This window comes from Thermaerobacter composti (assembly GCF_033582035.1).
GTDB lineage: Bacteria > Bacillota > Sulfobacillia > Thermaerobacterales > Thermaerobacteraceae > Thermaerobacter > Thermaerobacter composti.
Genome location: NZ_CP132508.1, coordinates 237860 through 264306 on the forward strand (window position 1 = coordinate 237860; position 26447 = coordinate 264306).

The 26447-nt window shown below is 72.6% G+C and carries 22 protein-coding genes; 14 read left to right on the plus strand and 8 right to left on the minus strand.

From position 1 onward, the window contains the following. The first annotated feature begins 2 nt into the window (after positions 1 to 2). The 7 genes from whiA to glmS all read left to right on the plus strand — a co-directional run bounded on the left by whiA (position 3) and on the right by glmS (position 9799). The gene (gene whiA, locus Q5761_RS01005; RefSeq protein WP_318750845.1) at positions 3 to 1100 is read left to right on the plus strand and encodes a DNA-binding protein WhiA; all 1098 of its coding nucleotides are present in this window, start codon (positions 3 to 5) and stop codon (positions 1098 to 1100) included. 83 nt (positions 1101 to 1183) lie between these two features. Further along, on the plus strand, positions 1184 to 2179 hold the full coding sequence (locus Q5761_RS01010; protein ID WP_135224766.1) for a polyprenyl synthetase family protein: 996 nt from the start codon (positions 1184 to 1186) through the stop codon (positions 2177 to 2179). Positions 2180 to 2286: 107 nt separating this feature from the next. After that, entirely contained in the window at positions 2287 to 3078 is a 792-nt protein-coding gene (locus Q5761_RS01015; protein WP_318750846.1) for a redox-sensing transcriptional repressor Rex, read from the plus strand. A 167-nt stretch (positions 3079 to 3245) separates the two neighbouring features. Continuing rightward, complete coding sequence (gene cdaA, locus Q5761_RS01020) at positions 3246 to 4070, plus strand: diadenylate cyclase CdaA (RefSeq protein ID WP_135224768.1); 825 nt, start codon at positions 3246 to 3248, stop codon at positions 4068 to 4070. Further along, complete coding sequence (locus Q5761_RS01025; RefSeq protein ID WP_135224769.1) at positions 4070 to 5098, plus strand: YbbR-like domain-containing protein; 1029 nt, start codon at positions 4070 to 4072, stop codon at positions 5096 to 5098. Before cdaA ends, Q5761_RS01025 begins: the two co-directional genes overlap by 1 nt. A gap of 95 nt (positions 5099 to 5193) precedes the next feature. Beyond that, positions 5194 to 6633: a phosphoglucosamine mutase gene (locus tag Q5761_RS01030; protein WP_318750847.1), complete on the plus strand. Its 1440-nt coding sequence runs from the start codon at positions 5194 to 5196 to the stop codon at positions 6631 to 6633. 1336 nt (positions 6634 to 7969) lie between these two features. Next, entirely contained in the window at positions 7970 to 9799 is a 1830-nt protein-coding gene (glmS, locus tag Q5761_RS01035) for a glutamine--fructose-6-phosphate transaminase (isomerizing) (RefSeq protein ID WP_318750848.1), read from the plus strand. Between the two features lie 244 nt (positions 9800 to 10043). Here the strand turns inward: glmS and Q5761_RS01040 are convergent, their stop codons facing one another. From Q5761_RS01040 to Q5761_RS01050, 3 genes are all read right to left on the minus strand, one after another. Then, on the minus strand, positions 10044 to 11453 hold the full coding sequence (locus tag Q5761_RS01040; protein WP_243123744.1) for a chromate transporter: 1410 nt from the start codon (positions 11451 to 11453) through the stop codon (positions 10044 to 10046). 270 nt (positions 11454 to 11723) lie between these two features. Then, positions 11724 to 13418, minus strand: a complete 1695-nt coding sequence (locus tag Q5761_RS01045; protein ID WP_135224772.1) for an ABC transporter ATP-binding protein/permease — start codon at positions 13416 to 13418, stop codon at positions 11724 to 11726. Positions 13419 to 13469: 51 nt separating this feature from the next. Further along, positions 13470 to 15707: an amylo-alpha-1,6-glucosidase gene (locus Q5761_RS01050; protein WP_318750849.1), complete on the minus strand. Its 2238-nt coding sequence runs from the start codon at positions 15705 to 15707 to the stop codon at positions 13470 to 13472. Positions 15708 to 15959: 252 nt separating this feature from the next. Here Q5761_RS01050 and Q5761_RS01055 point away from each other — a divergent pair, with 252 nt between their 5' ends. Beyond that, positions 15960 to 16880 (plus strand): MBL fold metallo-hydrolase, encoded by a 921-nt coding sequence (locus Q5761_RS01055; RefSeq protein ID WP_318750850.1) that lies wholly within the window; start codon positions 15960 to 15962, stop codon positions 16878 to 16880. A 372-nt stretch (positions 16881 to 17252) separates the two neighbouring features. On the opposite strand, the gene Q5761_RS01060 is transcribed toward Q5761_RS01055, so the two are convergent. Continuing rightward, complete coding sequence (locus Q5761_RS01060) at positions 17253 to 18359, minus strand: aminopeptidase (protein WP_318750851.1); 1107 nt, start codon at positions 18357 to 18359, stop codon at positions 17253 to 17255. A 130-nt stretch (positions 18360 to 18489) separates the two neighbouring features. Here Q5761_RS01060 and Q5761_RS01065 point away from each other — a divergent pair, with 130 nt between their 5' ends. Beyond that, a complete protein-coding gene (locus Q5761_RS01065) occupies positions 18490 to 19182 on the plus strand; it encodes a class I SAM-dependent methyltransferase (RefSeq protein WP_318750852.1) in 693 nt (230 codons plus the stop codon). Positions 19183 to 19340: 158 nt separating this feature from the next. Here Q5761_RS01065 and pdo read toward each other — a convergent pair whose 3' ends face one another. The 4 genes from pdo to Q5761_RS01085 all read right to left on the minus strand — a co-directional run bounded on the left by pdo (position 19341) and on the right by Q5761_RS01085 (position 22457). Continuing rightward, the gene (gene pdo, locus Q5761_RS01070; protein WP_135224777.1) at positions 19341 to 19991 is read right to left on the minus strand and encodes a protein disulfide oxidoreductase; all 651 of its coding nucleotides are present in this window, start codon (positions 19989 to 19991) and stop codon (positions 19341 to 19343) included. A 199-nt stretch (positions 19992 to 20190) separates the two neighbouring features. Continuing rightward, positions 20191 to 21570 (minus strand): FAD-dependent oxidoreductase, encoded by a 1380-nt coding sequence (locus Q5761_RS01075; RefSeq protein WP_135224778.1) that lies wholly within the window; start codon positions 21568 to 21570, stop codon positions 20191 to 20193. Between the two features lie 107 nt (positions 21571 to 21677). Next, positions 21678 to 22079 (minus strand): DUF302 domain-containing protein, encoded by a 402-nt coding sequence (locus Q5761_RS01080; protein ID WP_135224779.1) that lies wholly within the window; start codon positions 22077 to 22079, stop codon positions 21678 to 21680. Between the two features lie 45 nt (positions 22080 to 22124). Continuing rightward, positions 22125 to 22457, minus strand: a complete 333-nt coding sequence (locus Q5761_RS01085; protein WP_318750853.1) for a metalloregulator ArsR/SmtB family transcription factor — start codon at positions 22455 to 22457, stop codon at positions 22125 to 22127. A gap of 388 nt (positions 22458 to 22845) precedes the next feature. On the opposite strand from Q5761_RS01085, the gene Q5761_RS01090 reads away from it, so the two are divergent. The 5 genes from Q5761_RS01090 to Q5761_RS01110 all read left to right on the plus strand — a co-directional run bounded on the left by Q5761_RS01090 (position 22846) and on the right by Q5761_RS01110 (position 26422). Further along, positions 22846 to 23181 carry a rhodanese-like domain-containing protein gene (locus Q5761_RS01090; protein WP_135224781.1) on the plus strand — a complete coding sequence of 112 codons (336 nt, stop codon included), beginning with the start codon at positions 22846 to 22848 and terminating at the stop codon, positions 23179 to 23181. 15 nt (positions 23182 to 23196) lie between these two features. Further along, positions 23197 to 24408 (plus strand): MBL fold metallo-hydrolase, encoded by a 1212-nt coding sequence (locus Q5761_RS01095; RefSeq protein ID WP_318750854.1) that lies wholly within the window; start codon positions 23197 to 23199, stop codon positions 24406 to 24408. A gap of 20 nt (positions 24409 to 24428) precedes the next feature. Further along, positions 24429 to 25037: a sulfurtransferase TusA family protein gene (locus Q5761_RS01100; protein ID WP_135224782.1), complete on the plus strand. Its 609-nt coding sequence runs from the start codon at positions 24429 to 24431 to the stop codon at positions 25035 to 25037. A gap of 90 nt (positions 25038 to 25127) precedes the next feature. Next, positions 25128 to 25526, plus strand: coding sequence for a DsrE/DsrF/DrsH-like family protein (locus Q5761_RS01105; protein ID WP_135224783.1), 399 nt, complete (start codon positions 25128 to 25130; stop codon positions 25524 to 25526). A gap of 122 nt (positions 25527 to 25648) precedes the next feature. Beyond that, positions 25649 to 26422 carry a sulfite exporter TauE/SafE family protein gene (locus Q5761_RS01110; RefSeq protein WP_318750855.1) on the plus strand — a complete coding sequence of 258 codons (774 nt, stop codon included), beginning with the start codon at positions 25649 to 25651 and terminating at the stop codon, positions 26420 to 26422. The last annotated feature ends 25 nt before the right edge of the window (positions 26423 to 26447 follow it).

Sequence of the window (26447 nt, forward strand, 5' to 3'; positions counted from 1 at the left end):
CGATGGACCGGGCCGCGCCCGCTCGGGGCGGCGCGGTGGCGGCGTCCGCGCGCTGGGGGGAGCGGCCGGGGCTGGCCGCGGGGGCTGGGGGGTCGCCGTTGATCCGGGACACCTTCTCCGGTCGGGTCAAGGACGAGCTGGCGCGACGGTGGCCCGCCGACCAGGGGGCGCTGGGGTGGGAGCTGACGGGCCTCTGCCTGGGGTGCGGCAGCCCGCTGCCCGGCGGCGGCTGGCGGTGGCGGACGGAGAGCGCGGCCACCGCGCGGCTCCTGGTGCGGCTGGTCCGGGCGCGGTACGGCGTGGCGCCGCGGCTCGTGGTGGATCGGCGCGGGCGCCTGGGCCGGGGGAACGTGTACGAGCTGTGGCTCGACGTCCTCCCGACCGCGGAGGGAGCCGATGACCGCGCGGCGGAGGCGGCGCCGTCCGGGGGCCGTGGCAGCCGGGCAGCCCGCCGCGGCCAGGGGGCGGCAGGAGCAGCGGGCGGCGTGGTGCTGCCCGGACTGCCCGATCCCGGCGCCGGCCAGCGCCCCCGGCGGCGTCAGGATCGCGAGGCCTTCCTGCGGGGCCTGTTCCTCGGGGCGGGCAGCCTGACGGGTCCGGGACACGGCTACCACGCGGAGGTGGTCGTCCCTGCGGCGGTCGCGTCCCGGGTGGCCGCCGAGCTGCGGCGGTGGGGCCTGCGCCCCGGCCGGGCCCGCCGGCGCGGGCGCGTCGGGCTCTATCTCAAGGAGGCGGAGCAGATCGCGGAGCTGTTGGGACGGCTCGGTGCCCATCAGGCGGTGCTCGCCCTGGAGAACCACCGCGTGGTCAAGGGCGTGCGCAACCGGGTGAACCGCCTGGTCAACGCGGAGACCGCCAATCTGCGCAAGGCGGTGGACGCCGGCCTCCGCCAGGTGGAGGCGATCCGGCGGCTCGTCGACGCCGTGGGGTGGGAGGGCCTCCCGGCCTCCTTGCGGCCGGTGGCGCGGGCCCGGCTCGAGCACCCGGCGGCCAGCCTGCGCGACCTCGGCCAGATGCTGGAGCCGCCCCTCAGCAAGTCCGCCGTGGGCCACCGGATCCGGCGCCTGCAGGCGCTGGCGGCCCGGTACGCGGAGCGGTAAAATGATGGATGTCCCGCGTGTCCACGGAATCCTGTTGCCCCGGGGAGCGCCGCAGGCGCCGCGGGTGCGCCGGGGGAAGGTGCATGGCTGGCGAAGGACAGACGTCGGTGACCGTCTCGACGGGGGCGGTCTTCGAACCCATCCGCGACGAGCTGGCCGGGGTCGAGGCGGCGATCCGGCGAGCCCTGGACGGTCCTGATCCCCACATCGTCGAGCTGGCCACCTACCTGCAACGTGGCGGCGGCAAGCGGCTGCGGCCCGCCCTCTTGCTCCTGGCGGCGCGCAACTTCCACTACGACCGGGAGCGGCTGCTCCCCGTGGCGGCGGCCGTGGAGCTCATCCACATGGCGACCCTGGTCCACGACGACATCGTCGACGGTGCCACCGAGCGCCGGGGCTTGCCGACGGTCAACGTGCGCTGGGGCACGGGGACCGCGGTGCTGACGGGTGACTTCCTGTTCGCGCGCGCCTTCTCCCTGCTCGCCGCCGACGGCGACAACCGCGTGGTCCGGGTGATGGCCGAGGCGGTCTACGAGATGTCCACCGGGGAGATCGAGCAGCAGGCGCAGCTGTTCGACCCCACCAGCGGGGAAGAGGGCTACTACCGCCGGATCTACAAGAAGACGGCCCACTTCATCAGCCACTGCTGCCTGATGGGCGCGCTGATGGGCGGTGCCACCGACCGCCAGGTGGAGGCCCTGCGGCGCTACGGCTACGGGATCGGCATGGGGTTCCAGGTGATCGACGACATCCTGGACCTGACGGGCAACCCCGAGCAGCTGGGCAAGCCGCGGGGAACCGACCTGCGCAGCGGCGTGTTGACGCTGCCCGTGCTCTTCGCCCTGGATCGGGACCCGCAGCCCTGGCTGCTGGAACGGCTGGCCGCCCGCCGGGTGGATGACGCCACGGTGGAGCGGGTGCGGGAGTGGGTGGAGGCGACCGGGGGCATCGCCTACGCCCGCCGGCGGGCCGCGGAGTTCGTCCACGGCGCGCTGGAGGCCCTGGACGAACTGGCCGGCGCCCCCATGGAGCCCTACCTGCGGGCCCTGGGCCGCTTCGTGTTGGAGCGCAGCAGCTGACGGCAACGGACGGCGCGCCGTCGCGGCCGCGGCCGGCGCCGCGCCCGGAGGCCGAGGACCGGGTCGGCGCCCGGGCCGGTTGCCATGGGGGTCGACGGGAGGCGAGCATGGCGGCGAGGGTGCCGGATCCAGGGGACCCGCAGCGGACCGGCCGGTCGCCCGGGCCCGGCGGCGAGCCGGGGCCCTACGGCGAGCCGGATGGGGCGCCGGGCTCCGCGGTCCCCTCCGAAGCGAACGACGACAGCCGGGTGGCCGCGGCACCGGCGCCGGCACGGGTGCCCGACGTCGCCATCCGCCGGTTGCCCGTCTATCTCCGGGCCCTGGAAGAGCTGCGCGCCGAGGATCACGAGATCGTCTCCTCCGCCGACCTGGCCGCCCGCACGGGATACTCGTCCGAGCAGATCCGCAAGGATCTGGCCTACTTCGGCGCCTTCGGCACCCGGGGCGTCGGCTACCGCTGCGACGTCCTGGTGGACCGGTTGCGGCACATCCTGGGCCTGGACCGCGAGGTGCCCATCGCCCTGGTGGGGGCGGGCCACCTGGGCACGGCCCTGGTCCGCTACAACCGCACGCGGCACCGGGACGTGCGCATCGTCGCCGTCTTCGACAGCGATCCGGGCCGCATCGGCCAGGAGATCGAAGGGCTGGTGATCCAGCCCGCCGAGGCCATGGAGGCGGTGATCCGCGAGGCCGGGATCAAGCTGGCCGTCATCGCGGTGCCCGCCGCGGCGGCGCAGGAGGTGGCGCGCCGGCTGGTGGAGGCGGGGGTGACCGCGATCCTCAACTTCGCCCCGGTCAGCCTCCAGGTGCCGCCCGGCGTGGTGGTGCAGAACGTGGACCTGACGCTGGAGCTGCAGAGCCTGGCGTACTACATCCGGCCGGAGCCGGCCACCGGCTGAGGGGTCGCCGGCCGGGCGGCCGGCGACCCGGCCCGGGCCAGGGGGCGCCAGATCGTGGGGCGGCCGGATCCAGCCACGCCGGGACGGCGTCGAGCCGGTGCCGGCGGATCCGGCCGGGGTGCGAGCCTGCTGCCGCCCAGGCGGCAGTCCCGGGAGGGAGGCCCGAGGTGCCGCTGCCCGCGTTCCTCTTCACCATGACCTGGGTCGACTGGCTGATCTCCCTGGTGGACATCGCCCTCGTCGCGTACCTGTTCTACCGGTTCTTCCTGTTGATCCGCGGCACGCGGGCCGTCCCCATCCTCAGCGGCATCCTGGTGCTGGTGGTCTTCACCAGCGTGAGCGGCTGGCTGCGGCTGGACACCATCCACTGGCTGTTGCGCCAGGCCCAGCTGGCGCTGATCGTGGCGCTGCCCATCGTGTTCCAGCCGGAGCTCCGCCGGGCCCTGGAACAGCTGGGTCGCGGCCGCTTCTTCGCCCGCCCGCTCTTCGCCCTGCCCCAGCAGGACGTGGCCCGCATGATCGAGGAGGTCGTCCGGGCCGTCGAGCAGCTGTCGCGCAACAAGGTCGGGGCGATCATCGTCATCGAGCGGGAGACGGGGCTCAACGAGATCATCGAGACGGGGATCATCATCGACGGCATCGTCTCGGCCCCCTTCCTGGTCAACGTGTTCATCCCCAACACGCCCCTGCACGACGGGGCCGTCATCATCCGCGGCAATCGCGTCATGGCCGCCGGCGCCTTCCTCCCCCTCACCGAGGAGGCCGGGCCCGGTCCGGAACTGGGGAGCCGGCATCGGGCGGCGCTGGGGATCAGCGAGCACTCCGATGCCGTCGCCGTGGTGGTGTCCGAGGAGACGGGACGGGTCTCGCTGGCCCACGGCGGCAAGCTCATCCGCAACCTGGACGACGCCACCCTCAAGGAGCTCTTGACGTCGCTGCTGGCGGCCGACGAGGCCCCGGCGCTGCTGCCGTGGATGCGGGGGTCGTCCTGATGGAGCGGCTGTTCGAGAGCGAGACGCGGTTGAAGATCCTGTCGGTGGTCCTGGCGGTGATCCTCTGGTTCGGGGTGATGAGCAGCCAGAACCCGGAGCAGGCCCGTACGGTGTACGACGTGGAGGTGATCCCCGAGGGGTTGGACCCGGGGCTGGCGGTCCTCTCCCTGGAGCCCCACGTGGTCGACGTCACCTTCAGCGGCCCGCCGGAGTTCCTCGAGGATCTCGGCCCCCGGGATGCGCGGGTGACGGTGGACCTCGGCGGCCTCGGCCCGGGCGAGGCGACGCGCCCGGTGACCGTGATCCCGTCGCGGGGGCGCCTGCGGGTGGTGCGGGTGAGCCCCCAGCAGGTCACGGTGCGCATCGAGCCGCGCATGGAGAAGACGGTGCCCGTCGAGCTCCAGCTGAACGGCGAGCCCGCGCCGGACTATGTGATCGACAACCCGGCGCTTTCCGTCGACCAGGTGACGGTCGCCGGCGCCCGGAGCCTGGTCCGCCGGGTGGCGCGGGTGGTGGCGACGGTGCCGGTGAGCGGCATCCAGAGCACCATCGCCCACTCCGTCACCCTGGTGCCGGTCGATGCCGCCGGCCAGCCCATCGAGCCCGCCTACCCCCAGGCCCTGGTGCTGGAGCCGCTCACGGTGCAGGTGACGGTGCCGGTGGTGTACATGCCGCGCAAGACGGTGCCGGTCCAGGCGCGGCTGGAGGGGGAGCCCGCCCCGGGGTACGAGATCGGCAACATCACCATCGAACCCGCGGAGCTGGCGGTGCGGGCTCGCGACCGGCGGGTCCTGGAGGGGCTGGAGTTCCTGCAGACCGAGGCCATCGACATCGGCGGCCTGAGCCGCACCGTGACCCGGGAGGTGGCCCTGGCACCGCCCGAGGGGGTGGTGCTGGACGACGGGCCGAGAACGGTGCGGGTGACCATCGAGATCCGGCCCGTGCGGGACGTCGGCGGCGCGGCCGGCGGGCCCGACGGCGGGGACGGTGCGATGGAGGGCGCGGGCGAAGGTGGCGGGGCCGGCTAGCCCACCGGACGAACCGGCCGTGCGGCGAGGGCGGTGACCCGGGGCCCGGCCCCGGGGCCAGCGGGTGTCGAGACCACGCGGATGGGAGGGGCGGCATGACACGGCTGTTCGGTACGGACGGCGTTCGGGGCGTCGCCAACGCGGACCTGACGGCAGAACTGGCCCTCGCCCTGGGGCGGGCGGCTGGGCAGGTCCTGGCCGGTCGGTGGGGGGTGCGGCCGCGGGTGGTCGTCGGCCGGGACACCCGCGCGTCGGGCGAGATGCTGGAGGCCGCCCTGGCGGCCGGCTTGATGTCCGCCGGCGCCACCGTCGTCCCCCTGGGGGTGATGACCACGCCCGGCGTCTCGTACCTGACGACGGCGCTGGGGGCCACCGGGGGGGCGGTGATCTCGGCCAGCCACAACCCGCCGGAGTACAACGGCATCAAGTTCTTCGACCCCCAGGGGCGGAAGCTCCCCGACGAGCTGGAAGAGGCCGTGGAGGACGCGGTGCTCCGGGGCGGCCAGGGCGGCCCGTCGGGGGCGCTCGGCAGCCCGGCCGCCGGCGGTGCCGATGCCGCCGGCGCCACGGGTGCCGAGGCCGGGGCGGCCGCGTTCGTCCCTCCGGTGGGCGGAGCCGTGGGGCGCCGGGAAGAGGCCCCCGATGCCGGTCGGCGCTACCTCGAGCACCTGCGCCGCGCCGCCGGGCCGGGCCTCGAGGGCCTGCACGTGGTGCTGGACTGCGCCCACGGGGCGGCGACGCCCTGGGCCCCGGCCGTCTGGCGGGCGGTGGGCGCGCGGGTGACGGTGATCCACGCCGCCCCCGACGGCACCAACATCAACGTCGGCTGCGGATCCACGGCGCCCCAGGCCCTGGCCGAGGCGGTGCGCCGGGAGGGCGCCGACCTGGGGCTGGCCTTCGACGGCGACGCGGACCGGGTGATCGCTGTGGACGAACGCGGCCGCGTCGTCGATGGCGACGCCATCCTGGCGGTGCTCGCCCTGGACATGGCGCGCCGCGGCGAGCTGCCCGATCGCACGGTGGTGGCGACCGTGATGAGCAACCTGGGCCTCGAGCGGGCGCTCAAGGCGGCGGGGCTGCGCCTGGTGCGCACCCGGGTGGGCGATCGCCACGTGTTCGAGGCCATGGAGCAGGGCGGCTACGCCCTGGGCGGCGAGCAGTCGGGTCACATCATCCTGCGGCGCCATGCCGTGACGGGCGACGGCATCCTGACGGGCCTCGTCCTGGCGTCGGTCATGGTGCGCACCGGCCAACCCCTCTCGCAACTGGCGTCGGTGGTCCAGCCGGTGCCCCAGGTGTTGCTCAACGTTCCCGTGAAGCGCCGCGAGGGCTGGGAGGACGAACCCGCCATCCAGGCGGCCATCGCGGCCGCCCGGCAGCGACTGGGCGAGGCCGGCCGCGTCCTGGTGCGGGCGTCGGGCACCGAGCCGCTGATCCGCGTCATGGTGGAGGGGGACGACGAGGCGCTGGTGCGCGAGCTGGCAGAATCCGTCGCCGGTGCCATCCGCCGGGCCTTGGGATCCGGAACCGATTGACATGAGACCGGCCCCGGGGCATAGAATGGGGTGCCTGCGACCCCGCGGGGCCGGTGCCACGACCCCCGGTCGGCGAAGCCGGGCGGGGCTGGACCGGTGGCCTCGCGAGCGGGGCCGGATCGGTGCCGGACGGGTTGCTCTGGGCGTCCCCAGCCGGCGGGAGGGGGTGAGCAGCGGGGCACGCGGGACGGCGGGAACGGTGGTCGGCGCGCGGTGCCGATCCATCGCCGCCGACCGAGCGGGGAAGGGAGGCGGTCCCGAGCCGCGCCTTGCGCGAGGAGCGGCTTCGTGGCCGGGACGGAGCGGGTTCAGCGAGGGTACGGAAAGCGGCCGAGTGGCTTGCTAGCGCCAGGGCTCGTCGGCCCCTGCCGGCGAGTTGACGAGGACCGGGCGCATCGAGGGTTCGGCGGATCGCCCGGCGGTCGGCCACGACCGAGAGCGGCCCGGCAAATCCCGGGAGCGATCCCGGGGACAACACGGGCCAGGTGGCCTGAACCCCTCCCCTTCCCGCGGTGGGCCACGGGTCTCCTGGGGACGACGCGACGAGCTCCAGGGGCTCCGGGGAGTGAGCCTCCCCGGAAGGTACCTCCCGCGCGGCATCCCCCGATGGGACCGCGGGCCACGCGTCCACGCGTCCCGCCGCGACCTCGGTGCCTCCAGGGGTCGTCGAGGGGTCCGTCGCCCCCGTCATCAAGGGGGCCCGTCGGCCCCACCACCCGTGGACCCCGACATCCGTTTCGCAGCCGTTCCACACGCATCCGTTCCACCAACCATTGGGTTCGCAACCCATGGGCGCCCGGGGGGCGTTCGCGACCCATGGGCGCTCCGGGCACCCCGTCCGTCGCCCCGGCCGGTGGCTGGCGGCCCTCGCCGGAGGGCTGGCTGGGCGCCGGCGAGCCAGGCGGCACGGCGCTTTGCGGTCGATGCGCTGCGCCGGGCGACGGTTCGATGCGGCCGGCGCCCGCGAGAGGACGCTGCGCGCCGGGGGGCATCGGCGTGCCCGCGACCCGACCGGGGCGTCGGTGAGCGCCACGGGGGACGGCGAGGTGGGGCGTCGCGCCCCGCGCCCCTGGCTGCTCCCCGGGCTGCCCCGGGGGGCGGGCCGCTCGGTCGCCCCATTGTGCGGGCCCCCTTGGCCGTCCCGTGGGGCGGGCCCGCGGCTGCGGGGGGCGTAGCCCGGCCCCCGCGGCCGGCGGGGCTCGGCCGGGCGCGGGTCCGCCAGGGCCAGCTCGCCAGGGGCGCGGATGGGCCCGTGGGCTGCGGCAAGCCTCCATGGGCCCGAGGGAGCTCCCTTGGACCTTGGGGATCCCATGGACTTTCGGGAGGGGAAGGAACCGTGTGCGGGATCGTCGGCTACGTCGGATCCAAACAGGCCGTGCCCATCTTGATCGGCGGCCTGCGCGCCCTGGAATACCGCGGCTACGACTCGGCGGGCATCGCCGTGGGATACGACGGAACCGTCGACGTGCGCAAGCGGGTGGGCCGCATCGACGGCCTGGAGGAGCTGGTCAGCCAGCGGCCGCTGCGGGGGACCGCCGGCATCGGGCACACCCGCTGGGCGACCCACGGGCGGCCGTCCGATGCCAACGCCCATCCCCATGCCGACTGCACGGGCGCCTTCGTGGTGGTCCACAACGGGATCATCGAGAACTACGCCGAGCTCCGGGACGAACTGGCCGCCCGCGGCCACCGCTTCGCCTCGGAGACGGATACCGAGGTGGTGGCGCACCTGCTGGAGGAGCTGTACGACGGCGACCTGGTGCGCACGGTCCAGCGGGCGGCGGCGCGGCTCGAGGGCGCCTATGCCCTGGCGGTGATGAGCCGGCGCGAGCCGGGGAAGATCGTCGCCGTCAAGCAGGCCTCGCCGCTGATCGTCGGCCTGGGTGAGGGGGAGAACTTCCTGGCGTCGGACATCCCCGCCCTCCTGCCCCACACCCGCCGCGTGATCCCCCTCGAGGAGGGCGAGATGGCCGTCCTGACCCGCGACGGGGTGCAGCTGATGCGGCTCGACGGCACGCCGGTGGCGCGCCAGCCGATGACCGTCACCTGGGATCCCGGCCAGGCGGAGCGCGGCGGCTACCCGCACTTCATGCTGAAGGAGATCCACGAGCAGCCGCGGGCCGTTCGCGACACCCTGGCCGGCCGCATCCACCGGTCGGGGGAGGGTGTGGTGCTCGACGCCGTCCGGTTCGACCCGGAGTGGGTGCGCCAGCTGCGGGCCGTCTACCTGGTGGCCTGCGGCACCGCCTACCATGCCGGCCTGGTCGGCGGGCGGCTGATCGAGCGGCTGGCCGGCATCCCGGCTTGGACGGAGATCGCGTCGGAGTTCCGGTATCGGGAGCCGCTGGTCGACGAGCGGACCCTGTTCGTCGCCATCAGCCAGTCCGGGGAGACGGCCGACACGCTGGCCGCCCTGCGGGAGGCTCGCCGTCGCGGAGCCCGCGTCTTGGCCATCACCAACGTGGTGGGCAGCTCGGTGGCCCGCGAGGCGGACGACGTGGTCTACACCTGGGCGGGACCCGAGATCGCGGTGGCGTCGACCAAGGCGTACACCACCCAGCTGGTGGCCCTGACCCTACTGGCCGTCCACCTGGCCGAGCTGACCGGGTTCACCGGGCCCCTGGGACGGAAGAACCTGCTGGAGAGCCTGCGGCAGCTGCCGAGCGCGGTGGAGGCCGCCCTGGAGACGGAGGCGGCGGTCCGGCGCATCGGGGAGCAGGCCGGCGGCTGGCGCGACGCCTTCTTCATCGGCCGGGGCCTGGACTACTTCACCGCCCTCGAAGGCCAGCTCAAGCTCAAGGAGATCTCGTACATCCACGCCGAGGCGTACGCCGCCGGCGAGCTGAAGCACGGCACCCTGGCGCTGATCGAACAGGACACGCCGGTGGTCGCCCTGGTCACCCAACCCGCCCTGCGCGAGAAGATGATCAGCAACATCGAAGAGGTCCGGGCGCGGGGCGCCGCGGTCTACGCGGTGGTACGCCAGGACCTGCTGGGCGTGGACCGGTATGCGCGCCAGACCATCAAGCTGCCGGTGGTGCACCCGATGCTGATGCCGGTGGTGGCGGCGGTGCCGCTGCAGTTGCTGGCCTACTACGCCGCCGTGGCCAAGGGGACCGACGTCGACAAGCCGCGCAACCTGGCGAAGAGCGTCACGGTGGAGTAGCCGGTTCGCGAAGGCCGGCGACGGGGCCAGCGGCCCGGGCCCGGGGCGGCGGCCTGCGGGGCGCCGCCCCTGTTCGTCGCCGACGACGCGCGGTGGTGGGGTCCAGATGGTGGGGCCGGGCGGCCAGCTGCCGCCCGGCCCCACCACCAAAAGACCGCCGTCGCCCCTTGGCCTGCGGCGCCGCCCCGGCGATGGTCGCCACCAGGGCCGCTGGGGAGGGGAGGGGACATGCGGCGACCGTCGGCTACCGGGGCAACAGCAGGCCGACGGCCGCGCCGGCGACGATGAGCCAGGCCGAGTTCAGCCGGGTTCGTCCGAGGGTGATCAGCGCCACGCCGAAGAGCCCCGCCGTCCACAGTTCCGACATCGCCTGGCGCGCCAGCTGCCAGGTGACGCCCGCCATCAGGGCCAGGGAGACCACGTTGAGCCCGTCGAGGGCGGCGGAGAGCACCGGCGAGCGGCGCAGCCGCTCGGCCAGCGGCCGGATGGCGGCGACGAAGAGGAAGGACGGCAGGAAGATGCCGGCCGTGGCGACGGCGGCCCCAGCCAGCCCACCAGTGAGGTAGCCCACGAACGTGGCGGTGGTGAACACCGGCCCCGGCGTGAACTGGCCGGCGGCGACGGCGTCCAGCAGCTGGCGGTCGGTGAGCCAGCCCAGGCGCTCGACGAAGTCCCGCCGCAGGAAGGCGAGGAGCACGTAGCCGCTGCCGTAGAGCACGGAGCCGATCTTGAGGAAGGTCAGGAAGAGGGTCGTCAGGCTGAAGGGCACGGCGGGCGTGGCGGCCGCCAGCGCGGCGGCGGCCGCCACGCCCGCTGCGCCGGCCCTCCCCCCGGGGCCGGCCCCGCCTGCCTGCCCGGCCCCGCCGATCATGGCCGTCCCGCCCGGCAGCCCGCCTCCGCCCTGGGCGCTGGCGGCGGCCGCGGCACCCCCTGCAGCTCCGAGGGCCGGGCCGTGGGGATCGAGCACCGCGAGGTCCCCGCTTCCGGTGGCGGGGCCCAGTCCTGCGGCGCCGGCCATCATGCCCAGGGGACCGCGCCCCAGCGGGCGGCCCCGCCCGCGCGGTCGGCGGCTGAGGGCAGCCCCGCCGCCCCAGACCACCGCGGCGGCCAGGAGCAGCACGAGTTCGTGCACCCCCGCCAGGTACCCGGCGAGGGCCATCGCCGCCAGTGCGCCGCGGGCGGCGAGGCTGCCGATGCCGGGGCGGCGGGTGGTGCCTGGTGCCGGCCACCGGAACACCGTCCGTCCCAGCCCCCAGAGGGCGTGGACCACGATGGCCAGGATCACCGGCAGCACGCCTTCCAGGAAGCGCGTCGCCACCGGCGTCCTGCCGTAGACCACGTAGAGGTGTGCCAGCACCCCGACCATCGCGGCAGCGGGCAGGATGAAGCACGCCCCCGCCGCCAGCCACCCCCGCCACCCGGCCCGCTCCATGCCCAGGTGCATGGCGAGCTCGGTGGAGTTGGGCCCTGGGATCAGGTGGGTGATGCTCAAGAGGTCCAGGAAGCGCCGCTCGTCGAGCCACCGCCGGCGGCGCACCAGCTCGTCCTGCATCATGGCGATGTGGGCGGCAGGCCCGCCGAAGGCGAGGACGCCGAGCCGCAGGAACACCGCGACGACCTCGCCGACGGGAGGACGCTCCAAGGGACGGGACAACGGCATCGCCTCCATCGCTGACACGGGGGATCCCCCATGCCAGCTGCCTGCTACCTGGAAGGTTACCGTGCCCCCTGCGTCGACTCCTGTATGGCATGATGGCGTGACGGATGGCGTGACGCTCCGCGCTGCAGGGCGTTGCGCCGTCCCTCCGTCCTCGTGCACCTCGTGCGGCGCACCCGGCAACGCATCGAACCGCCGTGCAAGCGTGCGCGTCGGAATCGACCGGGCCACGCCGGACGAAGGGAGGAGGCGGCGCGAATGAAGACCTCAGACCGGGCTGCCCACCCGTCCCGCCCGGCGCGCCCACGCCCACTGGGTCCGCAGCACCCAGGCACCGACGACGATCCAGGCCACCGCCACGGCCCACGCCCCCGCTCCCGCGAGCCAGGGGGAGGCACCATGCCAGCTGGCCCGGATGCCGTCGACCACCCGGGCCAAGGGCGAGAGCCCGTTGAGCCCCTCCAGCACCGCCGGCATCGCGCCCGGGGGCAGGAAGAAGCCCGAGAAGACCAGCAGGTAGTACAGCAGCACCTCGGTGAGGGACCCCACCTGTTTGAAGCGCAGGGACAGCCCCAGCGCCGCCAACCCCATGCCGACCATGCCGGCCATGCCCGCCGGCACCAGGAGGAGGGCCGGCCCGAGGAGGCCCTGCATGCCCCGGGCAAGGTCGGTTGGACCGATCAACGCGGCGGCCACCACCAGGAACGACGCCACCCAGATCGCCGAGAAGAGGCCCTCGGCCGCGATCGTCCCCGCCAGGAGGAGCACGGGTCGGGAGCGCGTCACCAGCACCTGCTCGGCGGTTCCCTGGTAGGCCTCTTCCAGGACCAGGTTGCCCAGCTTGGCCAGGACGTGGGCCCACAGGTACCAGAGGCCGAAGCCCACGACCCGGAGCGCCGTCTCGCGGGGCGGCGCATCCGGGACCGCGAACAGCGCCCCCAGGAAGAAGATGCACTTGATCGCCAGGCCGACCGCGAAGTCCAACCAGTAGCGACGGTACTCGGCGGTCTTCTTGAGGAGCGCCGCTCGCAGGACGTGGCCGAGACCGGGGGTCGGCGACGCCGTCGCGAGCGTCGTGGGCCGGGCCGGCGGGGGCGGCGCGGCCGGGCACGGCGGCTCCGCCAGGCCGGGTCGCCCGCCGCCGTGCGGTGGGCTGGACGGGGGGGCTCCCCGGGGTACGCGGGTGGGCACGGGGGTTCGGCCGACGTCGCGCGGCGCCGGGACGGCCCGCCGGACCGCGTCGAGGAATCGCGACTCCAATGCCGCCGGACCCTGGACGGTGTCCCGCGTCCCCTCCCAGACGATCCGCCCGCCGTGCAGGATCACGAACCGCGTGCCCACGGCGTAGGCGAAGGCCGCGTCGTGGGTGGCGATGAGCAGCCCGCGGTCGGCCGGCATGTCGTCCCTGAGGAACCGGCGCAGGGCGTGCTGGGCTTCGATGTCCAGGCCCAGCGTGGGTTCGTCGAGGAGCAGCAGGGGTGCGTCCTTGGTCAGCGCCACGGCCAGGGCGAGCTTCTGGCGGAGGCCCCGGGAGAGCGCCTGGGCCAGGTCGGCGGCGCGGTCCGTCAAGCCCACCTGGGCGAGCCGCCGCAGGGCCTCGCCGCGAGCGCGCGCCGCCGCCCAGCCGTTGAGCAGGCCGAAGTAGCATACATTCTCCAGGACGGTCAGGTAGGCATAGCTGTTGTCCGCTTCCTCGAACACCACGCCCACCAGCCGGCGGGCCGCCTCCGGGTGCCGTCCCACGTCCACGCCGGCCACCCGCACCCGGCCGGCATCGGGCACGACCAGACCCAGCACGCAGCGGATCAGCGTGGTCTTGCCGGCGCCGTTGCGGCCGAGGAGGATCACCCGCTCCCCGGGCAAGACGCGAAGACCCACGCCCGCCAAGGCCTGCGGGCCGCCCGGGTAGCGCTTCCAGAGGTCGTCCACTTCCAGCAGCGGCGCGGGGGATTCCGGTCGCATGTGCGGAGGCTTCGCCAGCCGGGCGGCCTCGCCTGCCGCTGCCCATCCCCCTCATCGACCGACGACGACGCGGAGTCCGGTGTCGTTCTCCAGGATCGCAACGAGGGGCTCCTCGTCGGACCGTCCCGGACCCACGCCCCTTCGCTCGGCCGACGCGGACCCGGCTTTCCCATCCTCGGCCGTCCTCCGCCGGACCTCCAGCGACAGCCGGCCGCCACCGACGCGCAGACCGCGCAACCGGACGCCGGCCAGCCACGGGGGGAGCACCGGCTGCAGCCGGATGACGCCGGCTGGTGCGTCCGGTTCCAATCCCAGGAGCGCCCGCACGAGCAGCAAGGGGGCTCCCGCTGCCCAGGCCTGGGGCGCACAGGCCGCCGGGTAGGGGACGAACGGGCCCGCAGCGGCCGAAAACCCGCACCAGAGCTCGGGCAGACGGTGCGACGTCGCTTGCTCGGCCACGGCGAGGAGGCCGGCCAGGATCCTGTGCACGCCCTCCCCGTAGCCCTGCCGCGCCATCCCCCAGGCGATCAGGCTGTTGTCGTGGGGCCAGACGGAGCCGTTGTGATAGCTGGCCGGGTTGTAGGCCCGCTCGCGGCTGCTCATGGTGCGGATGCCGTAGCCGGAGAAGAGGTCCGGTTCCAGGAGGCGGCGCGCCACGCGAGCGGCCCGCTCGTGCCCCAAGAGGTCGGTGATCAACAGATGGCCTGCATTGGACGTGATCACGGCCACCTGCCGTTTGTCGCCGTCCAGGGCCAGGGCGACGAACTCCTCGTCGTCCATCCAGAAGGCCTGGTTGAAGCGTTCCCTCAGTCGCTGCGCCGCCGTCTGGAGCTGCGCCGCCCGCTCCGCCTCGCCCCATTCCCGGAGGATCCGGCCCCACTGGCGTAGGGCTTCGTAGACGTAGCCCTGGACCTCGCAGAGGGCGATGGGACCGCGCGCCAGGGTGCCGTCGCGGTGGACCACGGCGTCGCCGGAATCCTTCCATCCCTGGTTGATCAGGCCGGTGCCGTCGCCCCGGTACTCCACGAAGCCGTCCCCGTCGACGTCGCCATGATGCTCGATCCACCGCAACGCGGCATCGACGTGGGGCCACAGGCCCTCCACGAGGGTGCGGTCCCCCGTCCAGCGGTAGAACTCGGCGGCCACGATGAGGAACAGCGGGGTGGCGTCCACCGAGCCGTAGTACCGGCCGAAGGGCACCTGGCCGGTGTTGGCCAGCTCGCCGAAGCGGATCTCGTGGGGGATCTTGCCGGGTTCCTCCGACCGAGCGGCATCGACGCGCTGGCCCTGCAGGCGGGCCAGGGAGCGCAGCGTGCCGCGGGCCAGCTCGGGCAGGAAGGGGAGCGCCTGGAGCGCGGCGATCAAGCTGTCGCGACCGAAGGGGGCCGCGAACCATGGGATGCCGGCCACCGGGAGCGGGCCGTCGCCCAGGTCGATGGTGAGCATCCGGAGATCGTCGAGGCTCCGCCGGACGAGGCGGTCGAAGAGGGGGTGGGACGACTCGACGCGGGGCAGCGCCTCCTGCCATCGCCGGTACGCGTCCTCGGCAGCCGCCAAGGCCTGCTCGAGGGAGCGCACCGGCTCCCGCCTTGCGGCGGACGGGGCGTCCGGTCCGCACCGGTTGCGGTGCCCCTTCGCCTTCCCCCCGCCTGCGACGTCGCCGCGGTCGGCTCCGATCACGGGCTCGACGGTCAGGGTCAGCGTCCGGTGCTCTCCGGGTTGGAGGGCCATGCGGAACCGGAAGCGACCCGGCTGGTCCCAGGTCGCGGCGGGTTCGCTGAACCGGATCCGCGTCTCGCGCCGGATGCCGTCGGCGCCGTCGTAGCGTACCCGCAGCCCCCTGGCGTCGATCCGGCGGGCGGTGATGAGGCCCCTGCGACGGGCCGGGTATCCGCGCACGAGGAAGACGTCGGCGAAGTCCGCGTCGACCTCGTACGCGACCTCGACCTCCTGGGGAGCGCGATGGTGGTTGGTCACGGTCAGTCGCTCGTAGAGGACCCCGTCCGCGACGATGCGCAACCGCTCGAGGACCACCGAGTCCCGGGCCAGACCCTGGGGCCCTCCTGTCGCGGCCGGCGCATTGACCAACAACACCCGGCCGGTATCACCGCGCTCCGCCTCCGCCGTGAGGGCCAGGAGCGGCGACCCGTTGAGCCGCAGCTCGAAGCGGCTGAGGAAGCGCGTGTCACGGGTGAAGAGGCCGAGGCCGCCGGGAGCGCCGGCCGGGATGTCGCCGCGTTCGTCGGTCAGCAAGAAGACGTCATCGGCTTTGATGACCTGGGTCGTCATACGAAGCGGTCCTCCCTCCCAGCCGGCCGTGGGCGGCGATCGCCGCCCCGCCGTCTGGACCGTGCGCGTGGAGACCTTTCACCGTGGGGGCCCGAGATCCTGGATCCGGGCGGCGAGCCCCGAGGTCACACCCGCGTGGGCGGGACCGACGCACGGGGACGAGGACCGATGCGGTCTGGGGCCGCCCCGCGCCGAGGCAGGAGCGCACCGGCGACGGATGGAAGTCTGCGTCGGTCGATCGGGGGCGGGACCGTGGAGACCATCCGACTGACGGACCGGGTGACGCTGCTCCCCGGGGCGGTGAACAGCGGGCTCGTACGCACCGACGAGGGCGTGCTCGTCATCGACACCGGCCTCGACCGGACGGCCGCCAACAGGATCCTGCGCGCCGCCGCGGCCTTGGGGGCGCCGGTGCGGGCGGTCCTCAACACCCACGCCCACGCCGACCACTTCGGCGGCAACGCGCAGATCCTGCGCAAGAGCACCGTCCCCGTCTACGCGCTGGCGGTAGAGGCGGCGGTGATCCGTCAACCCGTCTACGAGCCGGTGTACCTCTTCGGCGGTGCCGCGCCCATCGCCGGCCTGCGGAACCGGTTCCTCCTGGCGGAACCGTCCCCGGTGGACCACGAGGTCCAACCGGGCCAGGTGCTGGAGCTGGGCGAGGTGAGCATCCGGGTGGTCGACCTGGCGGGTCACAGCCTGGGCCAGGTGGGGTATCTGGTGGACGGGGTCCTGTTTGCCGCCGACAGCTTCATGGGCTTCGAGCCCCTGGCCAAGCATCCCATCCCCTACCTGGTGGACGCCGGCCGGACGCTGGAGTCCCTGGAGCGGTTGCGGCACGTGGAGGCGGCTTGGTTCGTCCCCGGCCACGGGCCGGCGGTGGAGGCGGGGCCCGAGCTGGTTGCGGTGCTGGATGCCAACGCCGCCGCCGTCCGGCGTCTGCTGCACTGGGCGGCGGACCGGCTGCGGCGGGGACCGGCGGGGACCGAGGACCTGCTGGCCGAGCTGGCAGCCCAGCGAGGGGCCGCCATGGGCGAGCCCGTGGCCTACGTGCTGAACCGCACGGCCCTCTTGGGCGTGCTGGCGACCCTGGAGCGGGAGGGCGCCGTGCGGGCGGAGGTGCGGGACGGGCGGTGGTGGTGGGCGGCGGCATCGGAGGTGGCAGGCCGGTAAGGACGTGGGGCCCTGGACCGCTTCGTTCCAGGGCTTGGGCCGACTGCAGAAGCGGCACGCCGGGAGGAGGCCGGCGGCAAGGTGCGGCGGGTCGTGGTGTCGTTCGATGCGGGGAACGGCCGCGTCACGCCCGGACTCGGGAGGAACGCGCCCGCGGCGCCGCAGGGAGGCGCCGTGGGGGCGCCTCGCAGGAGGCGGCCCCACCGCGACGCCGGGTTCGTCCCAGAGCGGGGTCGCCCCGTGGGCTTGGCGGGGACGAAGGCCAGGCGCACCCGGTCCGGCTTCAGCCACCGGCGATGCCGATGCCGCCGCGGCGAAGCGGATGGCCGCCGCACGGGACGGAGGGCCGGCTCCACCTCGTCGCGGGCCGGCCTACACCTCGAGGAGGAACCGGCCGTCGCGGAAGATCGGCTGACCGTCGGCGTAGATCTCGCCGCCTTGGCGCAGATCGCAGATCATGTCCCAGTGGATGGCGGACCGGTTCCGCCCGCCGGTGATGGGGTAGCTCGCCCCCAGGGCCAGGTGCACGGTGCCGCCGATCTTCTCGTCGAAGAGCAGGTTGCGGCTGAAGCGCGTGATCCGCTCGTTGGTGCCGATGGCGAACTCGCCGACGTAGCGGGCGCCCGGGTCGGTCGCCAGCAGGGCGTCCAGCAGCGCCTGGCCGCGGGCGGCTTCGGCCTGCACCACCCGGCCGTCCTCGAAGCGCAACCGGATGTCCTCGATCTCCTGCCCCTGGAAGATCCCCGGGAAGCTGAAGCGAATGGTGCCGCGGACGCTGTCTTCGACCGGGCCGGTGAACACCTCGCCGTCGGGGAAGTTGATGTGCCCGTCGGCGTTGATCCAGGTCCGGCCGGTCACCGAGAGGGTCAGGTCGGTGCCGTCGCCCACCACGCGGATCTCCCGGACGCCGTTCAGGAACTCCACCAGCCGCTGCTGCCGGCGGCTGACCGCCTGCCAGCTGGCGACGGGGTCGTCGTCGTCCAGGCGGCATGCCGCGAAGACGAACGCCTGGTAGTCGGCGAGGGACATGCCGGCCTCCTGGGCCAGCGCCTGGGTGGGGAAGAGGGTGACGCAGTACTTGCCGCCCTGGCCGACGCGGGCCATCAGCCTCTCCGTCAGCGGGCGCCGGGCCTCCTGGGCGATGGCCAGCCGCCGCGGGTCCACCCCGCTGAGCGCCTTCACGTTGTGGGGCGCGTGGATCACGAGGGAATGCTGGTACTGCTCGTACGCCAGGCGGTCCAAGGGTGTGAGGACGCGCAGCTGCTCCTCGGAGGCCTCCTTGAGGTAGATCTCGCTGAGCCCCTCCAGCTGGGCCAGCACCTGGGGGAAGGCACCCACCCGCAGGGCTTCCCTGTAGATCGCCTGGACCAGCGGCGTGGCCAGGTCCGACGTCTGGATGAGGATGTGGTCGCCGGCCTCCAGCCCCAGGGAGTAGCGGACCAGCACCTGGGCCATCTTGCGGACGCGGGGATCGATCACCGTCGTCGCTCCTTTCCGGTCTAAGGATTGCGGCGTGGAGGCGCTGGTTCCTCCCGGTGGGACGTGGTGTTGTGCAGGCCTGTGCTGGCCGATGAGAAAATCGGGTCAGGATGGAGGAGGAGGTGGGGGCATGGCATGCCCGCCGTTCTCGGCAGACCACGCTGGCGCGGCGAACCAGCCTGCGCCGCAGGCTGCGCACCATGGGAGGAGGAGCCATGGTGCTGCGCACCACGGGCCGTGGGAGGCTCAGGTCTCCTGGGCGGAGATCTTCGAGCACCAGAAACGGCGTCAAGCCCTGGTGGAGGAGTGGTTGGAGTGGCTGGACCTCCGGCCCGGAGATCACCTGGTGGACCTGGGTGCGGGGCCGGGGCTCACCAGCCTGCTGGCCGCCCGCCGGGTGCAGCCCCACGGCCGCGTGTACGCCGTGGACCACTGGCCCGAGGCCCTGCGCTTTCTGCGCCGGCAGGTGGAGGGGGAGAGCCTCGACAACGTGCGCGCCATCCAGGCGGACATCGCCCAGGACGACCTGGCCGGGGTCATCCCGCCCCAGCACGCCCGCAAGGTGGTCCTGGCCCATGTGCTCCATCACATTCCGGATCCCCGGGCGGTCCTGGGTCGCCTTCACCGCTGGCTGTTGCCGGGCGCCCGCATGGTGGTGGCGGAGTTCGATCCGGAGGGGGCCGGTGAGGTGGGTCCACCCCGGGCGGAGCGCATTGCCGAGGCGGACCTGGCCGGATGGTTGACCGGTGAGGGTTTCAAGATCCTGGGCCGAAGGCACTATCCGGAGCAGGAGCAGTACGCCATCCTGGTCGAGCCGGCTTGACCGGCGGGGATCCGCGCCGGCTCGAGCGGCGTGGGATCTCGGCTCGTGCCGACCGTGCCTTGCCCGCCGGCCTGGTGGTGGGGTGGCTCCAACAGGGGATACGACGACCCGCCGGCCTCCGCCGGAGACCGGCGGGTCGCCACGTCCGAGGAACCCTGTCAGGAAAGGGCCTCCTTGATCAACGCCAGCAGGTGTGGTTCTGGCGCCGCGCCTTCGATGGCGGCCGACCCGTTCACCACGGTCTTGGGAACGCCGAAGACTGCGAAGCGGTTGGCCAGATCGGGGAACTCCATGGCCTCGATGGCGTCAGCCCGCACCCGGTCGCTGGCGAGGGCCATCTTGTGAGCCAGGCGGACCGCCCGGGGACAGTACGGTCACGTCGGCGTGACGAACACCTGCAGGTGGACGTCGGTGTCCAGCGACCGCAGGTATGCCTCGGTTTCCGGGGACAGCCCCGCGACACCGCGGGAGACGTCGACGATGTCGTCGATCAGCGTCCCGAACTCGTAACCGGCCGGAATGCCGTAAAACCGCATCCCGGTGTCGCTGCCGTCCGCCCGGGCGAACAGGATGGCCGGGACCATGTCGACGCCGTGGCGCTCGGCCAGCTCGGGTTCCAGGTCGACATCGTGGACCTCGAGGGTGATGCGGTCGTCGAGCTCCGCCACCGCTTCCAGCAGCTGGCGGGTGTCCTCGCAGTAGGGGCACTCGTCTTTGTCTGCGCGGACGAACAGCTTGAGGACCACCGGTGATTCCATCGCCTCAAAGCGCCGCTGGATCTCCCGCCGGTCCTGATCGGAGATCTTCATCCCTTTCGTCACCTCCTCTCAGGGATCCCTCTCTTTGCGGATCCCGGGAGCCCCGGCCGGGCGGCGCGCTGGCCGCCGGTTGCCGCCGAACACCCACCGCCCGACCGGAAACCTTCAAAACCAGTGAAACCAGCGCTCTCTCGGGAACAGTGTTCCCGCCTGCCGGGGCGACCGGCTGCATGCGCCGTCGGAGACGCATCTAGTCCGACACGCCCCGGATGGCGTTCATGGCCTGGCGAGCGGCCACCAGCACCGGATCCCACACGGGCGCGAAGGGGGGCGCGTAGGCCAGGTCCAGTTCGTAGAGCTGGTCCACCGTCATGCCTGCATGTAGGGCCGCCACCAGCGTGTCGATGCGCAAGACGGCATCGACCGGTCCCGCCATCTGGGCGCCCAGCAGGCGGCCGTCAGGCCCGTGGACCAGCCGTACGTGCAGCTTGCCGGCACCGGGGTAGTAGTGGGCGCGGGAGCCGTGGCGGATCGTGGTGGCCGCGGCGTCCAGGCCCGCCAGTGCGGCCTCGCGGGCGGTCAGGCCCGTCCGGGCGACGCCCAGGTCGAATACCTTGACGATGGCCGTACCCAGTACCCCGGGGAAGCGGGCGTGGCCGCCGGCGGCGTTCTCGCCGGCCACGCGCCCCTGCTTGTTGGCGGTGGTGCCGAGGGGAATGTAGGCGCGCCGGCCGCTGACGCGGTGGATGGTGTCGGCGCAGTCGCCGGCGGCATAGACCGCCGGGTGCGACGTGCGCATGAACTCGTCCACCTTGATCGCCCGCCCGGCACCCAGCTCGATGCCGGCCGCCTCGGCCAGCTCGGAATTGGGCCGCACGCCCACGGCCACCAGGACCAGATCGGCCGGCAGGGTGCGGGCGTCGGTGTCGAGCGCCCGCACGCGGTCACCGTCGCCCAGCACGGCCCGTGCCCCCTCGCCCAGATACAGCGCCACACCGTGGCGGCGCAATTCATCGTGGACCAGCTCGGCCATCTCCGGGTCCAGGTTGGGCATGACCTGGGGGAGGCGCTCGACGATGGCGACCTCCATCCCGACGGTGACCAGGGCCTCGGCCATTTCAAGCCCGATGTAGCCGCCGCCGATGACGACCGCCTTGCGTCGCCCCTGGGCCACCAGGGTCCGGGCGTGCTCGCGGACGGCGATGCCGTCCTCGACCAGCCGGAGGGAATGGACACCCTTCAGGTCGAGGCCGGGGATGGGCGGCTCGACGGGCCGGGCGCCCGTGGCCAAGATCAAGCTGTCGAACTCCACCTGCCGCTGGCGCCCGGTCACGAGGTCGCGTACCTCCAGGTAGTGTTCGTCCGGATGAATGGCCGTGACCTCGTGCTGGACGTGAACGGCGATGTTGCGTTTCTGGCGGAAGAACTCCGGCGTGTAGACCACCAGCTCGCCGGGTTCGCGGATCAGGCCGCCGACGAAGTAGGGCAAGCCGCAAGACCCGTACGAGACGAAGCCGCTGCGCTCGAACACCTCGATCTCCAGGTCAGGATCGAGGCGACGCGCCCGGGAGGCGGCGCTCATGCCGGCCGCGACGCCCCCGACCACCACCAGGCGCTTTCTCCGGGACATGGTCCACCATCTCCTGTGGGCTCGGGGCGGCGGATACGCTGGGCCGCTCGCCCCGCATCGGTCCCCACCGGCGCGGCCTGGCCGCCCCGGAAAAGGATGCGGCGGCCTCAGCGAGCCGCCGCATCCACCGCCGCGCGCAGCTCCTGTTCCACCTCGTTGGCCAGGTCCCGAAGCCGCTCGTCGTCCAGCAGCCCGATCAACGTCTGCGGGCGCAGCAGGCCGATCTTCGTGCGGTTGCCGTCGTTGCGGTCGGCGTACACCACGATCTTGCAAGGCAGCAGGTAACCGACCTTCTGATCGGTCTCCAGGGCCTGCTTGGCCTTGGCAGGGTTGCAGACCTCGAAGATGTGGAAGTCGGGTTCCAGGTGGAAGCCCTTCTCCCGCAGCTTCTCGTTGACGTGCAGGTGCCAGAGGGCGCTGAACTTGCGCTCGGCCAGCGCGGATTGCAGCGCTTGGATGGCCTCGTCCACCGGCTTGTCCGTAGCCACCGTGTAGTCAAGCTCTGCCATCGAGGATCCCTCCCCCGCGTCCCCGTCTGCGTAGGATTCGCCTCGTCACGGCCGCTCGTGCGGTGGATTGGCGTCGCTCTCGGCGGCCAACCTCGCGTTGCGCCGGAGGTGGTCCAACAGCACTTGGCGCACCGCCTGACACGCCTCCAGGATTTCGCGCGACGCGAGTCGGTAATACACGTTGAGCCCTTCCTTGCGGGACGCGACCAGGCCGTACTGGCGCATGAGGGCCAGGTGCTGCGACAGGTTGGCCGTGGTGGTGTCCACGGCGCGGGCCAGCTCACCGGCGGTCATCTCTCCACGGGCCAGGGTGTACAGGATCTCCAGCCGTTTGGGGCTGGCCAGCACGTGGCAAAGGCGCGCCTGGAGTTCCAGCAATTGCCTCTCCGTGTCCGTCCATTCGGATGTCATCGGCGACCACTTCCCCATTCCCCGAGCCAGCATCGCTAATTATTTTCTTAATCACTTCAACTATCGTCCTCCCCGGGGAGCGGTGTCAAGCCCATGGATCCTGTGAATCGGCTTGGCGGTGCACGCCTGCGGGGTCGGTCCCCGGTGCCTGCCCGGACCACGTGCGGTTCCGCCGGCACCTGGCGCTTCGTCCTAGGGGTTGCGCGATGAGAGGACGCCCGCTATACTTACCCTCAGATTTTCAGTAGTTGCTTAAATACTGTTCCGGCCAGTCCTTGCCGAGCCGGTGCCGTCCGGGATCGATGGGCGACGCCGGCTCGGCGGCAGATCGCGGCCGAGGAGGGGCGCCATCCCGATGGGGAGTGGGTTTCCAGATGTCGTCACCCCTGACGAGCTACGCCGGCGACTTGAAGCCGGTGACGCCCCGTTGATCATCGACGTCCGCGAGCCCGACGAGTACGCCCGCGGGCACATCCCAGGGGCACGGCTCCTGCCCTTGGGCGAGGTGCTCGCGCGGTCCCGCGACTTGCCGACCGACCAGGAGATCATCCTCGTCTGCCGCAGTGGCAACCGTTCCGGACTCGCCCAGGAATGGCTGAAGGCGAAGGGCTTCCGCAACGTCCGCAACCTGGCGGGCGGCATGCAACGGTGGAAGGGTCCGGTGGAATACGGCTCCGGCCAGGGACGGTGAGGGGAGGGACAAGCGGTGGACGCGAGGACGCGGACGCCTGGGGAGATCGACGCCGGTGAGCTCAAGCGGATGCTGGACCGGGGCGAGACCCCGTTCGTGATCGATCTCCGCAATGACGAGGAGTTTCGCCGCTGGCGGATCGAAGGCCGCCAGCCCCTGCAGGTGATCCACGTGCCGTACTACGAGATCCTGGCCGAGGCCGAGGAAGACGATCTCACCGCATCCGCCAAGGCCTACGCGCGCCGGCACTGGGTGGACGACCTGCCCCGGGAAGGGCGGATCGTGGTCGTGTGCGCCCACGGCGGCACCTCCGGGTATGTGGCCCAGGGGCTCCGCGAGCTGGGCTATGATGCCGTCAGCTTGCGCGGCGGCATGGTCGCCTGGGGCGACCATTGCGAATTCGTCCCCGTGGTGGAGGAAGAGGGCCTTGCCGTTTATCAGGTCAACCGCCCTGCCCGCGGCTGCCTGAGCTATCTGGTGGCCTCGGAGGGGGAGGCGGTGATCATCGACCCGCTGCGCCACGCCGAGCGCTACCTGGAGTTCGTGCGCCGGCACGGCATGACCATCACCCGGGTCCTGGACACCCACGCCCACGCCGACCACATCAGCAGCGGCGCCGAACTGGCAGAACGACTGGGCGTGCCCTATCACCTGCACCCCTACGACGCCATTCACCCCATGGACGTGTTGCCCGCGACCTTCCGCTACCAGCCGGTGTACGACGGGAAGGAGTTCCGTGTGGGCCGTGCCACCTTGCGTGCAATCCACGTGCCCGGGCACACCCTGGGACAGGTGGTCTACCTGCTGGACGGTCGCTACCTGTTCAGCGGTGACACCATCTTCGTCGAGTCCATCGCCCGCCCGGACCTGGGTGGCCGGGCCGAGACCTGGACGCCCCTGTATTACCGGTCCCTCCTGCGGCTGATGGAACTGCCCGACTCCACGCTGGTTCTTCCCGGACACTTCAGCCGGCCGCAGGAGGCCGACGCCCGCGGCCGCGTCGCCGCTCGGCTCGGGGACCTCAAGCGGTCCAACGAGGGACTGCAGGCCCTGGTGGCCGGCGAACGCGCCTTCGTCGACTTCATCATGGCCCGTTTGCCGGAATTCCCGCAGCAATACGTGGACATCAAGCGGGTCAACCTCGGTTTGCTGCGTCCGAGCGAGGATGAGGCATCCGAGCTGGAGCTGGGGCGCAACGTGTGTGCCCTGGCCGAACAAGCCGCCTGAAGACAGCAGGGGGGTCGCCGATGAGCACCACGTTCAAGCCCAATGCCACCATCGATGCGCGCGGTCTGTCCTGTCCGTTGCCCATCGTCCGGGCGCGCAAGGCCATGGACGCCCTGCAGGTCGGGGAGGTCCTCGAGGTGCTGGCCACCGACCGGGGCGCGCCGGCCGATTTCCGCGGCTGGTGCGAGCAGACGGAGCACAAGTTCCTCGGTGTGGTCGAGGACGAGGGCTTCTTCCGCTTGTACGTCAAGAAGCTGGTGCCCGAGACCAAGGAGAAGGGTCCCCTCTTTCCCCGGGAGATCCGCAACGAGGAACTGGCCCGGCGCCTGGAGGCTGGCGAGGCGCCGATCGTGCTGGACGTGCGGGAGCCCGAGGAGTACGAGGCCGGCCACATCCCCGGTGCCCTCTCCGTACCCATCGAGTCGCTGGTCGACTTCACCGACCGGCTCGACCGGACTGCCGAGATCGCCGTGGTCTGCCGCAGCGGCCGCCGCAGCGCCTACGCCTGCCGCATTCTGGAACAGGCCGGCTTCGAGAAGGTGGTCAACGTGGTGCCGGGCATGTCCGCCTGGTCGGGGCCGGTCGAGCGCGGCCGCGCCGAGGACGCCCCGTCATCGACAGCGTCCTGACGTCTGGGTTGGCAAAGCGCCCCGCACCTCGGGTAGCCCAAGCACCGCAAGGCTGCACGGTTTGACGAAAGCGCAAAGGAGGGGCCTTCCATGTCCGCTCGTCGCGTCGCCATCATCGCCAGCCACGGCAACATCGACGACGCGTACAAGGTGCTGAACATCGCCACGGCAGCCGCCGCCATGGGGGCGGAGGTCCAGGTTTTCTTCACCTTCGACGGCTTGAAGATCATCCATAAGGAAGCGAATCGGCAGTTGCCGGTGCCCGAGCACCTGCAGCCGGCGCTGGAGGGCTTCAAGAAGCACAACGTGCCTTCGGTGCCTGAGCTGCTGGAGATTGCCAAGGAATCGGGCGTCAAGCTGATCGGCTGCCAGATGACCATGGATGTCATGGGCATCGGCCTCGACCAGCTGGTGGACGGGGTCGAGCCTGGTGGCGCGGCCACCTTCCTGGCCTTCGCGGCCGAGGCCGACGTCAACGTCACCTTTTGAGCGCTGGGAGCGGGCGCCCGGGTCCGAACCCGGGCGCCCGGTGCACCCCGCGGCCATGTGCGGGAACGGGGCGCTTGAGGCATCCGCGGACGTGAGACAAGACATGGGGGAGGAAGGCCCAGATGAGCGCCCTGCTCTTCCTGATCGGCCTGGCCGGCGGGTTCTTCTCGGGATTGCTGGGACTCGGCGGGGCGATCCTCATGGTTCCGCTGCTCCTGTTCGTCCCGCCGCTGTTCGGCTTCCCGGCCCTGGACATGAAGCAGGTGGCCGCCATCACCATCGTGCAGGTGTTCTTCGCGGCGCTGTCCGGCATGGTGGTCCACTGGCGCAACCGGTTCGTCCACAAGGACCTGGTCCTGACCATGGGAGGAGCCAGCGCCCTTGCCGCCCTGGCGGGCGGCCTGCTGTCCGACCTGGTGAACGCCCGCGCGTTGCTCCTTCTCTTCGCCAGCATCGCCACGCTGGCGGGCGTGCTGATGTTCCTGCCCCGCCGGGAGGGAGATCCGGACGCGACGGCGGACCAAGTCCGCTTCCATCGGCCGCTGGCCGTGGCCATCGCCCTGGCGGTGGGGTTGGTGGGCGGGCTCGTCGGGGCGCCGGGCGCCTTCATCTACGTGCCTCTCATGATGTACGTGCTCAAGATCCCGACGCGGGTCACCCTGGGCTCGACCCTGGCCATCGTCCTCTTCACCGCCGCCTTCGGCATGGCGGGCAAGGTGGCGACGGGGCAGGTCGACTGGCCGCTGGCGCTGGCGCTGGTGCTGGGTTCGGTCCCCGGCGCCCAGGTGGGGGGGTACCTATCGAAACGGGTCCGGGCCGGTGCGCTGCGCTGGATGGTCGCCATGGTGGTCTGGGGATCCGTCGTGCAAATGTGGCGCCAGGCCCTCGGCGGGTAAGAAGGACGTGTCGGCCCATGGGGAT

Excerpts from the sequence above, each read along its gene's own strand:
- Q5761_RS01025 (WP_135224769.1), top strand. The coding sequence starts at position 4,070 with ATGGAGCGGCTGTTCGAGAGCGAGACGCGGTTGAAGATCCTGTCGGTG.
- Q5761_RS01015 (WP_318750846.1), top strand. The coding sequence starts at position 2,287 with ATGGCGGCGAGGGTGCCGGATCCAGGGGACCCGCAGCGGACCGGCCGG.
- Q5761_RS01050 (WP_318750849.1), bottom strand. The coding sequence starts at position 15,707 with ATGACGACCCAGGTCATCAAAGCCGATGACGTCTTCTTGCTGACCGAC.
- whiA (WP_318750845.1), top strand. The coding sequence starts at position 3 with ATGGACCGGGCCGCGCCCGCTCGGGGCGGCGCGGTGGCGGCGTCCGCG.
- Q5761_RS01030 (WP_318750847.1), top strand. The coding sequence starts at position 5,194 with ATGACACGGCTGTTCGGTACGGACGGCGTTCGGGGCGTCGCCAACGCG.
- Q5761_RS01100 (WP_135224782.1), top strand. The coding sequence starts at position 24,429 with ATGAGCACCACGTTCAAGCCCAATGCCACCATCGATGCGCGCGGTCTG.
- Q5761_RS01105 (WP_135224783.1), top strand. The coding sequence starts at position 25,128 with ATGTCCGCTCGTCGCGTCGCCATCATCGCCAGCCACGGCAACATCGAC.
- Q5761_RS01075 (WP_135224778.1), bottom strand. The coding sequence starts at position 21,570 with ATGTCCCGGAGAAAGCGCCTGGTGGTGGTCGGGGGCGTCGCGGCCGGC.
- Q5761_RS01065 (WP_318750852.1), top strand. The coding sequence starts at position 18,490 with ATGGCATGCCCGCCGTTCTCGGCAGACCACGCTGGCGCGGCGAACCAG.
- Q5761_RS01080 (WP_135224779.1), bottom strand. The coding sequence starts at position 22,079 with ATGGCAGAGCTTGACTACACGGTGGCTACGGACAAGCCGGTGGACGAG.
- Q5761_RS01010 (WP_135224766.1), top strand. The coding sequence starts at position 1,184 with ATGGCTGGCGAAGGACAGACGTCGGTGACCGTCTCGACGGGGGCGGTC.
- Q5761_RS01110 (WP_318750855.1), top strand. The coding sequence starts at position 25,649 with ATGAGCGCCCTGCTCTTCCTGATCGGCCTGGCCGGCGGGTTCTTCTCG.
- Q5761_RS01045 (WP_135224772.1), bottom strand. The coding sequence starts at position 13,418 with ATGCGACCGGAATCCCCCGCGCCGCTGCTGGAAGTGGACGACCTCTGG.
- Q5761_RS01090 (WP_135224781.1), top strand. The coding sequence starts at position 22,846 with ATGGGGAGTGGGTTTCCAGATGTCGTCACCCCTGACGAGCTACGCCGG.